Annotated in this window: 13 protein-coding genes; 2 read left to right on the top strand and 11 right to left on the bottom strand. The window is 73.8% G+C overall.

Annotated features, from left to right (window positions below; genetic code table 11):
* On the bottom strand, window positions 1-340 hold a 340-nt coding region (locus ACFQRF_RS11330), incomplete at its 3' end, for a ClpX C4-type zinc finger protein (protein ID WP_379870983.1).
* 160 nt (window positions 341-500) lie between these two features.
* Here ACFQRF_RS11330 and ACFQRF_RS11325 point away from each other — a divergent pair.
* Window positions 501-1604, top strand: coding sequence for a TetR/AcrR family transcriptional regulator (locus ACFQRF_RS11325; protein ID WP_379870982.1), 1104 nt, complete (start codon window positions 501-503; stop codon window positions 1602-1604).
* Window positions 1605-1622: 18 nt separating this feature from the next.
* Here the strand turns inward: ACFQRF_RS11325 and ACFQRF_RS11320 are convergent, their stop codons facing one another.
* The 9 genes from ACFQRF_RS11320 to ACFQRF_RS11280 form a co-directional block, all read right to left on the bottom strand.
* The gene (locus ACFQRF_RS11320) at window positions 1623-3242 is read right to left on the bottom strand and encodes a polyamine aminopropyltransferase (RefSeq protein ID WP_379870981.1); all 1620 of its coding nucleotides are present in this window, start codon (window positions 3240-3242) and stop codon (window positions 1623-1625) included.
* The gene (locus ACFQRF_RS11315) at window positions 3242-3661 is read right to left on the bottom strand and encodes a DUF350 domain-containing protein (RefSeq protein ID WP_379870980.1); all 420 of its coding nucleotides are present in this window, start codon (window positions 3659-3661) and stop codon (window positions 3242-3244) included. The genes ACFQRF_RS11320 and ACFQRF_RS11315 overlap by 1 nt, the downstream gene beginning before the upstream one ends.
* A 66-nt stretch (window positions 3662-3727) precedes the next feature.
* Window positions 3728-4204 (bottom strand): hypothetical protein, encoded by a 477-nt coding sequence (locus ACFQRF_RS11310; protein ID WP_379870979.1) that lies wholly within the window; start codon window positions 4202-4204, stop codon window positions 3728-3730.
* Window positions 4201-4773 (bottom strand): DUF2617 family protein, encoded by a 573-nt coding sequence (locus ACFQRF_RS11305; protein WP_379870978.1) that lies wholly within the window; start codon window positions 4771-4773, stop codon window positions 4201-4203. Before ACFQRF_RS11305 ends, ACFQRF_RS11310 begins: the two co-directional genes overlap by 4 nt.
* A 3-nt stretch (window positions 4774-4776) precedes the next feature.
* The gene (locus ACFQRF_RS11300) at window positions 4777-5370 is read right to left on the bottom strand and encodes a DUF4178 domain-containing protein (protein ID WP_379870977.1); all 594 of its coding nucleotides are present in this window, start codon (window positions 5368-5370) and stop codon (window positions 4777-4779) included.
* A 313-nt stretch (window positions 5371-5683) separates the two neighbouring features.
* Window positions 5684-5908, bottom strand: a complete 225-nt coding sequence (locus ACFQRF_RS11295) for a hypothetical protein (protein ID WP_379870976.1) — start codon at window positions 5906-5908, stop codon at window positions 5684-5686.
* A 31-nt stretch (window positions 5909-5939) separates the two neighbouring features.
* A complete protein-coding gene (locus ACFQRF_RS11290) occupies window positions 5940-7283 on the bottom strand; it encodes a TRAP transporter large permease subunit (protein WP_379870975.1) in 1344 nt (447 codons plus the stop codon).
* A gap of 15 nt (window positions 7284-7298) precedes the next feature.
* Window positions 7299-8246: an HpcH/HpaI aldolase/citrate lyase family protein gene (locus tag ACFQRF_RS11285; protein WP_379870974.1), complete on the bottom strand. Its 948-nt coding sequence runs from the start codon at window positions 8244-8246 to the stop codon at window positions 7299-7301.
* Window positions 8243-9430, bottom strand: coding sequence for a CaiB/BaiF CoA transferase family protein (locus tag ACFQRF_RS11280; protein WP_379870973.1), 1188 nt, complete (start codon window positions 9428-9430; stop codon window positions 8243-8245). Before ACFQRF_RS11280 ends, ACFQRF_RS11285 begins: the two co-directional genes overlap by 4 nt.
* Window positions 9431-9543: 113 nt before the next feature.
* Between ACFQRF_RS11280 and ACFQRF_RS11275 the strand changes: the two genes are divergently transcribed.
* The gene (locus ACFQRF_RS11275; protein ID WP_379870972.1) at window positions 9544-10242 is read left to right on the top strand and encodes a GntR family transcriptional regulator; all 699 of its coding nucleotides are present in this window, start codon (window positions 9544-9546) and stop codon (window positions 10240-10242) included.
* A gap of 78 nt (window positions 10243-10320) precedes the next feature.
* Here the strand turns inward: ACFQRF_RS11275 and ACFQRF_RS11270 are convergent, their stop codons facing one another.
* A complete protein-coding gene (locus ACFQRF_RS11270; RefSeq protein ID WP_379870971.1) occupies window positions 10321-10989 on the bottom strand; it encodes an SMI1/KNR4 family protein in 669 nt (222 codons plus the stop codon).
* Window positions 10990-11047: the final 58 nt, after the last annotated feature.

The raw sequence follows: 11047 nt of genomic DNA, 5'->3' as shown, positions 1-11047 counted from the left end.
ACTTCGCGATCTCCACATCCTCATCACGCGGACGATCACTCTCCGACCGCACCCGCTTGTAATGGTTATAGACCGCGACCGACAACGCCTTCTTCGCCTGCTCCTGACCGATCACATAGGAGTCGAGCAGGGCGCGGATCTCCCGCGGCCGACGCGGTTCGACGGACCCGCCGCGCGGGGTCGCTGCGGCCTCGTCGGCGACGAGCCGGTTGCACTCGCCCACGCACGCGTCGCAGATGGCGTAGGGGCTCGGCCCCGCGATGAGCCTGCGGACCTGCCGATGGTCCTTTCCGCAGAACGAGCACTTCAGCAGGTCTCCGCCGTCGCCGATGCGCGCCATTCGGAACCGTCTCCTCGGGGGTCGTGCGGTCCCGCGGAGTCGGAGCCCGGCCGTCCCGCGGACACCGCCGGCATTCGGATGGTGTCACCAGATGGTCTCACCATATCCACGCCCGCGTTATCGTGGTCCGGGACGATCGGCGCGCCGCGGCGGGAGGGCGATGGGGCGGCTCAGCAGGGCGGAGACGCAGCGGCGCAACCGTGCCAGGGTGCTGGCCGCGGCCCGGGCCGAGTTCGCCGAGCGGGGCTTCCGGGACGCCAAGATCGACGGCATCGCCGAGCGCGCCGAACTCACGCGAGGCGCCGTCTATTCCAACTTCCCCGGCAAGCGGGCGCTGTACTTCTCCGTGCTGGCCGAGGACGCGGAGCGGGCATCCGGCGGGTCTCCGGCGGTGCAGCCGGGCCGCACCGCGCGGGAGGCGCTCGGCGCCTTCGCCCGCGCCTGGGTCACCCGGCTGCCCCTCGTCGCCGACCCGGGGCACGGTGCGGCCCGGCTCGGTACGGAACTGCTCCCGGAGATCCTCGCCGACGAACTCACCCGCCTGCCGTTCGCCCAGCTGCTGAAGCTCGACGCGATCCTGCTCGGCCTCGCCCTGGAACGGTCGCGGCCTGCTCCGCGCTCCGGCCGCATGGTCAGGGTGGCCGAGACCGCGCTCACGACCCTGCAGGGCGCGAGCCGGCTGGCCGCCGCCGCGCCCGGCTTCGTGGAGCCGTTCGACGTGGTGCGCGCCTGTGAACGGCTCGCGGACCTCGATCTCGGCGACCGCTGGCCGCCCCCGCACACCGGCCACATCAGGGCGCGGAGCAGGCCGGCGGACGGGCCGTGGTCGCCGCCGCCCGCGGTGGACGCGGTCCGCGGTGAGCCGGCGGACCTGGTGGCCGATGGCGTGGTCGCGATCCTCGGCCTGCACCGTCTCGCGGCCGTCGAGGAGGCGGTGCGCGCGGTACCGCCGGAGACCGGCGTGACGGCGGTCCTGGTCACCGGCGCCCCCGGCGAACTCGCCCCTCTCGCCCGCCTGGTGGTCGCCGAGGTCTGCGGTGGCCTCCGCGAGGCGTTCCCGCCCGCCGCGTGGCCGCGGCTGCGGGTGGTGCACGACCCGTCCGGCACGGTGGCCGCGGCGGCCGGTGTCACGGCCATCAGCGACGCAACCGAGACCGCGGTCCGCGTCGCGGGCGGCCGGATCACCGCCCGCGCAGAGGGGTACGGCGCGTGCCACGCCGTCGCCTCGGCCGACCGGCGGGCCGACGTGCCGCGGACCCGCTAGAACGGGCGGCTCCGCCCGTCAGTACCCCTGCCACCCCTCGCGCTGGTAGGTGATCACGCGCGGGTCCAGCAGCGTCGACGCCGCCGCGTCCGTCGGGCGGCGGTCGCGTGGGAAGACCAGCGCCGCCTCCAGGGTGGCGTCGTCGAGGAAGCGCAGCTCAGGGTGGCCGTCCGGCAGCTCGACGGGCGGCGGTCGCGTCCCCGGGACGGCGAGGAAGTAGCCCCAGTTGCCGAAGCTGGGCACGTCGACGTTGTACGGGGTGCCGGCCAGTCCGGCCTCCCGCAGGCCGGCGCCGATGCTCCAGAAGGCGTCGGGGGCGAAGTACGGCGAGCCCGCCTGCACGACCAGCCGGCCGTCCTCGGCCAGCGCGCGGCGGGCCAGCGTGTAGAACTCCACGGAGTACAGCTTCGCGGTGCCCACGTCGTCGGGGTCGGGCATGTCGGCGACGATGACGTCGAACCGCCGGCCGTTGTCGCGCAGCCAGCTGAACGCGTCGGCGCTGACGACGTCGACCCGCTCGTCGTCGAACGAGCCGCCGTTCAGCCGGGTGATCTCCGGGTCGGTGCGGGCCAGCTCGACGACCGCGGGGTCGAGGTCGACGAGCGTCACGTGCTCGACGTCGGGGTAGCGCAGGATCTCGCGCAGCGCCAGCCCGTCGCCGCCGCCCAGGACGAGCACGTCGGTGCGCGGGCCGTTCATCGCCGGGTGCACCAGCGACTCGTGGTAGCGGTACTCGTCCAGGGAGCAGAACTGCAGGTCGCCGTTGAGGAACAGCCGGGTGTCGGTGCCGTCGAGGGTCTGCGTGATGACGATCTCCTGGTAGTCGGAGCGCTCGGCGTACACGACCGGGTCACGGTACATGGCCTGCCGGGCGTCGACCTCGAACCGGTCGGCGAGCAGGAACGCCGCCGTCAGCGCGGTGAGCACGACCGCGAGCCCCGCCGCGAGCGCGACCCGGCCGCGGCGGGACAGTACCCCGCGGAACAGCCACAGCACGACGGCGACGCCCACCACGGCGTTCACGGCGCCGACGAGGAGCGTACCCTCGACCAGCCCGAACACCGGGAGCAGCACGAGCGGGAACGCCAGCCCGCCGACGAGCCCGCCCACGTAGTCGGCCGCGAACAGGTCGGCGACGGCGCTGGCCGCCTCCTGGCGGCGGATCCGCTGGATCAGTGTCATCAGCAGCGGGATCTCCGCCCCGATGAGCGCGCCGATGAGGAAGGCGGCCAGCACCAGCGTGGGCTGGTACAGCGACAGCCACGCAAACGAGGCGTACAGGCCGAGGATCGAGAGTCCGCCGACCAGCGACAGCAGGCCCTCGACGACCGCGAACCAGAACGCCGGGCGGCCGGTGAGCCGCTTGGACGCCAGCGACCCGATGCCCATCGCGAACACCATCACCGACAGCACCACGGACGCCTGCAGGATGGTGTCCCCGAGCAGGTAGCTGCCGAGCGCGACCAGCGCCAGTTCGTACACCAGACCGCACGCGGCGCAGACGAACACCGCGAGCAGCACCAGGAACCGCGCCGCGCGCGCCGGCACGGGCAGCTTCGGCACGCCGGGGCCGCCCGGCGGTGGCGGGTCCTCCGCGCCCGCGGTCGCCGGTTCGGTGGGCGCGGCGGGGCCGGTCATCAGGAGATGGCCGCCGCGACCGTCACCGCGACGGCGATGTGCGCCGATGCGTTGACCCAGACGGCGGGGTGCGGTTCCTTCTCGGCGATGACGGCGCCGAGCCGGCCCGGGGTGAGCAGGTCGATCACCAGGAACGACAGCGCCATGAGCGCCAGGCCGATGACACCGTAGACGAGCGTGGCGAGCAGGCCCCACAGCAGGTCGTCCGGGCTGGCCAGGATGGCCACGGCGACCACGATGGCGACTCCCAGCGTGTTGGCCGACAGCAGCAGCGTGGCGTTGCGGTTGCGCTGCTCCCAGACGAGTTCGTGCAGCCGGCCGGGGGTCAGCAGGTCGATGACGAGGTAGCCGAGCGCCATCAGCGCGGTGCCGAGGATTCCGTACGCGAGGCAGGCGCCGGCCTCGTAGAGCAGGTACATGGGGGCCTCATTCTCGGTTGTCGGGGTGACAGGGGAACTGCGGTGGGCCGGGGCGTGGGGTCCGGATCACTTGCCGAAGCCGGTGCCGCCGCCGCGGAAGGAGCTGCCTCCCTCGCGGTCGTTGCCAGAGGAGCCGCCGCCGTAGTAGCCGGAGGAGCCGCCACGGTTGCCGCTGCCGCCGTAGTACCCGCCGCTGCCGCCGCGCGAGGACCCGACGTTGCGGCAGCCGACGTACTCGAAGTCGCCGGAGACGAGGCGGTACGCGCCGCTGCCGGGGCGGCCGCCGGTGTGGACGTACCGGCCGTCGACCCGGTCGTACTGGCCGCGGACCGGATCGGGGACGAACTCTCCGTCGGCCAGGTCGTAGTCGCCGTCGTTCGCGTCGTAGACGTACTGGAGGCGCCCCTGGCTGTCGTACTCCCGGTCGTAGTCGCCGCAGTTCCGGCCGGTCGAGCAGCCGCTGAGCGCCCAGCCGAGGATGGCGACCCCGGCGACGGCGGCGCCGATGCGCACCGCCTTCTTCTTGAGCCCGTCGTCGCTCACTGCTGGTCCTTTCCCTGGGGGCGCCCGGCGGCGTGCGCGGGCGGGGTCGAGGCGCCGGGGCGCGGCAGGACGACCGTTGTCGACGTGGCCACCAGCTCACCGGCCTGCGGGTAGGCGTGCCAGGTACGCCAGGTGAGCCCGTGCGGCCCGTCCGGGCGGACCAGCAGCGCGGTGATCGCGTCGGGGCTGCCGGGGAAGCCCGCGACCAGGCCGGCCGGAGCGGCGGCGACCCGCGCGCGGACGTGGCCGACGCGCTCGGCGAACTCGGCGGGGCCGAGGACAGCGATGTCCCGCCGGAAGGCGTACTCCGCCAGACCGGCCACGTCCGGGCGCGCCTGCTCGGGCAGGCGGGCGGCGCCCGGCAGGCAGGCCACGGTCTCGACGAGCCGCGGCCCCTCCGCGCCGTGCAGCAGCACCTGGTGGGAGGCGCCCAGGACACGTAGTTCGACGCGGTGGCCGCCGACCGTGACGGTGCGTGCGGCCAGCGGCTCGGCCGGCGGGTGGTCGAGGGTCCAGGTGAGGTCGCGGGCCCGGGTGTCGACGAACGGAGTCCGGCAGGTGGCGTGCACGGGTCAGCTCGCGGGGAAGATCGTGAAGTCGCCGGGGCGGGACGTGACTCCGAGGCTGGGCTCCCACCGTCCCTGGTCGAAGCGTTCGAAGGCGAGGTACCTGCCGTCGGGGCCCTCGTAGTCGGCGTACTCCATGCGGCCCTGCTCGGCCAGGCCGGTCGTGCCCTCGGACCGGTAGCGGGCCGAGCCGCGTTCGGTCAGCCGGTAGCTGACGCCGTCGAGGTCGATGGTCATGGAGTCGGGCGTGAGGTCGAGTTCCGGGCGCGCGGTCCACAGCACCATCCGCAGGTCGGGGTCCTCTTCCACCGACAGCCAGCGCCGGTCGCCCTCGACCTCCATGAAGTGCTCGGCCCAGGTCGCCCCGCCGTCCGACAGCCGCAGCGTCCCCCGGATCCAGGTGCGTTCCACGCCGAACTCCAGCATGTCGCCGGCCTTGAGGGCGAGCGGATCGCCGCTGCTCTCGCCGACGTCGGCGAAGGGGTCGCGGGGGGCGGCGTCGATCGGCGCCGGCCGTGCCGCGCGGCGTGAGCGCAGTATCAGGTACGCCACGACGGCGACCAGAGCGGCGATGACGAGGAGCAGCACCAGGGTGAACACGTGCGTCCGTTCTCGGGTCGGGCGGGACCGCCGTGACTCACGCGGCAGGAACCCCGGCGGATGGGCGGTTCGTCGGATTTCGGAGGCTACGACGAACAGAATCCCGCACAGGTTCCAGGTCCGCGCAAGACCTCCGCCCTGATCGGTCATGATCGGGGGCCGGGAAGTGCGCCGTGGCCGCCGCCGGGTGACGCACCGTCACGGGATCGGCTCCGGCGGCGCGGCACCCGGTGCGGCGCGCGGGGACGCGCGGCGCCCCCGTGGCGGGTCCCCACGGGGGCGTGCGGAGTCCGGCCGCAGCGGCCGGGCCGGCTCAGTCGTCGCCGCCCCACTTCTCCAGGTAGGAGCGCAGGAACGCGATGATGCCGGTGATGCCGGCGACCGTGTAGACGGCGGGTCCGAGGGAGTCGGCGGCCGACGTCACCAGCGCCGCGGAACCGGCCACGAGCCCGGCCGCCTGCACGGCGACGAGCGCCACCCCGCCGATGACGAACAGCCCGAGGCCGATACGGAACGCGAAGTCGAGGGTTCTGGTCATGAGGAGCCTCCGTCGCTCATCGGTGAAGGGGTCAGCCGGGGATCGGCAGGAAGCCGACCGCCACCAGGGCACCGATCAGCAGGGTGGGGAGTACGTACCACAGCAGCAGCGGCACGAAGGTCCGGCCGGGGTCGACCCCGGCGATGCCGCTCGCGATGTAGATCGGCGCCGCGCCAGGCGGCGACGCGCCCTCGGTCGAGGCGAACAGCAGCACCACCACGGCCGCGACGGTCGGGGACACCCCGGCGGTGACCAGCGCGGTGAAGGCCACCGACCCCACGGCCACCATCGTGGCGGTGGCGGTGAGCGGAGCCGCCGCCGCCAGTACGACGACGCCGATGATCAGCGCCATGACGAAGGTGGGCGCCTCGATGCGGGACAGCAGCGCCGTCAGTTGCTCGCCCATGCCCAGTTCGCCGAGCACGGTGGAGGCCGCGAAGGCGAAGAACAGCACCGCGCCGATGGCGCCGTACTTGGGGCCGGCCTCGCCGAGCAGCCGCCACCAGCCGCGTCCGTCACGCGGCAGGTTGCGGCGGCCGACCACGAGCGTCACCAGAATGACGAGCACCGGGATCCAGGTGATGAGGCTGACGGCGTCGATCGTGCCCTCGCCCGCGTGCCGGTCCAGCGCGGCGGCGACCGAGCCGGTCGTCAGCACCACCGGCACCACGATGCCGGCGAAGATCAGCAGCGACCGCCAGCCCGCGGCGAACGTCCGGCGCAGCGGCTGGATGTGGTCGGCGTCGACCGGCCCGATCCGGTACCGGCGGACGAGCACCCAGGTCAGCGCGAGCCGGTACAGCAGCAGCCACGCGCCTCCGGCGAAGAGCGCGAGGAAGATCGACTCGGCCGAGACCAGCGAACTCACGGCGCCCAGCCCGGTCAGGATGAACAGCGACGAACTCGGGGGAAAGGCGATTCCCAGACCGGCGTTGCCGGCCACCATGGTGGCCGCCAGCCGCGGCTGGATGTTCGCGCGCATCATCCAGGGGATGGTGATGGAGCCGACGGCCGCGGCGTTGCCGGATCCGGACCCGGAGATCGTGCCGAACAGCGCGGAGGCGACCGTCGAGACGTAGGCCGGACCGCCGCGGAACCGGCCGAGCAGCGAGTTGAGCATGTCGACCAGCCGGTCGACCAGCCCGGTCCGCCCGAGCAGGAAGCCCATGAAGACGAAGGCGGAGGCGGCGAACACGACCTCCTCGGTGGCCGCCGCCGAGAGGCCCGCCCAGACCAGGCGGGGCGCGTCCAGGCCGCCGAAGAGCGCGACGACGGCGAAGCCGAGGATCATCGCCTCGCCGATACCGCGCCGGACGACGACGTTCCACAGGATGATGACGGTGATGTAGGCGACGAACGCCCAGAGGCCGACCATGGTGCTCCTTCTGTGTCAGCCGGAGGCCGGGGCCTGGCCCCGAGAGGGGCGGCCGGGCGCGCGATCGGCGTCCGGCCGGGTGAGCCGGCCCGCGTGCGGGCTGCGGCTGAGGTGATCGGCGAGCGCGAGGGTGCGCCGCGCCGACTCGACGATGGGCGCGTCGACGAAGCGCCCGTCGGCCAGCGCGACCGCGCCGGCGCCGTCCGCCACGCCACCGGCGGCGGCCTCGCTGATCTCCCGGGCTCGCGCGACCTCCTCCTCGGTGGGGGTGAAGGCCGCGCGGATGACCGGAAGCTGGCGCGGGTGGATCGCGGTACGGCCGAACATGCCGATGTCCCGGCCGGCCCGGCAGGAGGCGGCGAGTCCGTCGGTGTCGCGCACGTCGGGGTAGACCGACATCGCCGGACGCGGCAGGCCGGCGGCGGCCGCGGCGAGCACGACGCCCGAGCGCAGCCAGGCGTGGTCGGCGCCACCGCGCAGCCCGAGCTGCGCGGCGAGGTCGGCCTCACCGAGCGCCAGCGCCCGGACCGCCGGGTGCCGGGCGGTCGCGGCGGCGTTCTGGACGCCCGCCGCCGTCTCCAGCAGGGCGTGTACGGCCGTGCCCTCTCCGAGCCGCCGGACCACCAGGTCGACGTCGTCCGGGCCGTCGACCTTCGGCACCCGGACCGCGTCCGGCCGGTCGCCGGCGGGGAGATCGGCGAGGGCGGCGAGGTCGCGCGCGCCGTGCGGGCCGCGCGGGGCGTTGACGCGGACGTGCACGCGCGGCCGCCCGGTGTCCGGCCCGGTGAGATCGGCGAGGAGGTCCAGGACGTTGCGCCGCGCGCGATCCTTGGCGTCGGCGAGCACGGCGTCCTCCAGGTCGAGGATGACCGCGTCGGCGCCGCTGGCCAGTGCCTTGGCGAACCTGTCGGGCCGGTCGCCGGGGACGTAGAGCCAGGTGACGAGGGGCGGCTCCGCGTTCACGCGACCACCCCCGCCGCGCGCAGCCGCCCGATGTCGGCGGCGGTGTAGCCGAGTTCCCCGAGGATCTCGTCGCTGTGCGCGCCCAGCGGCGGCCCGGCCCACCGGATCTCGCCCGGCGTCTCCGAGAGCCGGAACGCCACGTTCTGCATGGCCACCGAGCCGAGCTCGTCGTCGGGGACGTGCACGATCGAGCCCAGGGCCGCGTACTGGGGGTCGACCGCGATGTCGCGGACGTCGTAGATGGGGGCGATTGCGGCCTGCGCCTCCTCGAACGCGGCGATGACCTCGTCGGCGTCGCGCTCCGCGATCCACCCGCCCACCGCGGCGTCCAGTTCGTCGGCGTGCTCCGCCCGCGTCCGCCCCGAGGCGAACCAGGGCCGGTCGGCGAGGTCGGGGCGGCCGACGAGCCGCACCACCCGCTCCGCGATCGTCTGGGCGCTGGTGGAGACGGCGAGCCAGCGGCCGTCACGCGTGCGGTAGGTGTTGCGCGGCGCGTTGCTGGAGGAGCGGTTGCCGGTCCGCTCCGGGACCGTGCCGAGGGCGTGGAACGCGGTGATCTGCGGTCCGAGCACGGTGAGGATGGGCTCGATGATCGCCAGGTCGACCACCTGGCCCCGCCCGGTCTCCTCGCGCGCCCGCAGAGCCACCATGACGGCGTAGGCGACCGCGAGGGCCGCGATGCCGTCGGCCAGCGCCAGCGGGGGCAGGGTCGGCGGGCCGTCGGGTTCGCCGGTGATGGCGGCGAACCCGCTCATGGCCTCGGCGAGCGTCCCGAAGCCGGGCCGGCCGGACATCGGCCCGGTCTGCCCGAATCCGGTCACGCGGGCGATCACCAGGCGCGGGTTGGCCTCCCACAGGCGTTCCGGAGCGAGGTTCCAGCGTTCGAGGGTTCCGGGGCGGAAGTTCTCGATGAGCACGTCGGCGTCGGCGAGCAGCCGCAGCGCGACCTCCTGGCCGTCGGCGGTCGAGAAGTCGACGGCGGTCGTGCGCTTGTTGCGGGACAGCAGCTTCCACCACAGGCCGACGCCGTCCTTGGCCTGGCCGTGGCCGCGCGAGGGGTCACCGCGCCGGGGATGTTCGACCTTGATCACGTCGGCACCGAAATCGCCGAGGTAGGTGGCCGCCATCGGGCCGGCGAACAGGGTCGCCGCATCGATGACGCGCAGGTTTCCGAGCGGTTTCATAGCCTGCATTTTATAAATTATGAGATGCAGGTCAATGCCTGATGTGATCCGCGACGCAGCGGTCACTCAACTAAACTGGCGCCGTCCACATCTGCACGGGAGGAGACGGGCCTGTGGCTCGCGGCAGCACCGGTGGCCCGGCACGGGCGGCCACGCGTCCCCCGAGCAGCAAGGCCGACTACGTCCACGAGGCGCTGCGCCAGGAGATCCTCGATGGCACGCTGCCACCGGGCAGCGCCATCGGCCAGGAAGAGATCGCCGCCCGGCTCGGCGTCTCCATCACCCCGGTGCGCGAAGCCCTGCGTCGCCTGGAGAGCGACGGCCTCATCTCCTACCGCGCCCACCGCGGCGCCACGGTCTCCGAGCTCGGCAGCGACGCCGTCGAGGAGCTGTACCTGCTCCGCGCCGCCGTCGAGGGGCTCGCGGCCCGGCTCGCCGCCACCCGCGTCACCGAGGACCAGCTCGCCCGGCTGCGGGAAGTCCACGAGCGCATGCTCGCCGCCGACGCCCGGTCCGACGCGCGGGCGCTCGCCGAGGACAGCCGGCTCTTCCACCAGCTGGTCGCCGACATCGGCGGCCCGGCCTTCCTGGCGGCGCACATCCGCTCGATTCGGCAGAACAATCCGGTGCCGCTGTCGGTGTCGCTGTGGAACACCCCGGAGAACGCCCACCACTTCCTCGACGCGCACGCCCGGCTGCTCCGGGCCCTCCAGGACCGGGACGCGGAGTCGGCCGAGCGCGTGATGGCCGAGCACATCCGGGCCAGTGCGGCGGCCCGGACATCGGGAGAGGCCGCACCGCCGCACCGCTGACCGGGCGGCTGAGCGCCACTGCGGGACCGGCTCGATCCGATGGGGATCAGCCGCCGGTTCGCCCGCCGGTGCGGCGGTCTAGTCCACGCGCACCTCGTCGGGGGTTCGCCATTCCAGCGCCGGCCCACGGCCGGTGTCCACGACCACCGGGACGTCACCGCTGTCCTCGGTGACGTCCTCCCCCCGGTCGCGGTAGCTCCACAGGCCCGCGGGGCGGCCGGTCTCCAGAGCCTCGGCGATGTCGTCGAGCATGTGCGCCAGTCCCAGCCACTCGGCCGGCTCGTCGTTGGCGTCGTCGTGCGCCCAGTACATCACGCAACCGTGCCGCTCGCCGTCCCGGAGGTCGACGTAGACGTGGTCGCCCGCTCCGTCGCACGCGATCGGCAGGAACCGTGGCGAGTAATCGTACGGCGGAGTCCCGGCCGCGCGGTCGTCCGGCAGCGGGGTGCCGCCGGCCTGCGGATCACCTGTCGGGCTCGTGCCGGGACCCCGGACATCGAGCGCCATCTCCCGGATGTCGAGGGCGGTGTCCAGGTCGATGAAGTCGTGGAACGGCGGCACCAGTCCGACGTCGCCGGGACGTTCGAGTGTCCACCAGAGGCGCGACTCCGGGGGCAGGGGGAAGCCCAGACGCCGCTCGGCGGCGTCCAGTTCGGCCTCGCTCGCCCCCTCCACGAGGGCGTGCGGGACGTGGGCGGCGGTCCAGTCGAGAATGCGCCGCCATGACCGTTCGATGGGAGGGAACATGGGCGGCAGCATGCCAAACGCGGACGACATCCCGTTGTCGGGTCTGGTGAGCGACACC

Source organism: Marinactinospora rubrisoli (assembly GCF_042664915.1).
GTDB classification, from domain to species: Bacteria; Actinomycetota; Actinomycetes; order Streptosporangiales; family Streptosporangiaceae; genus Marinitenerispora; species Marinitenerispora rubrisoli.
The sequence above is the reverse complement of the archived record's forward strand: the minus strand, read 5'-3'. Positions and strand labels throughout refer to the sequence as shown.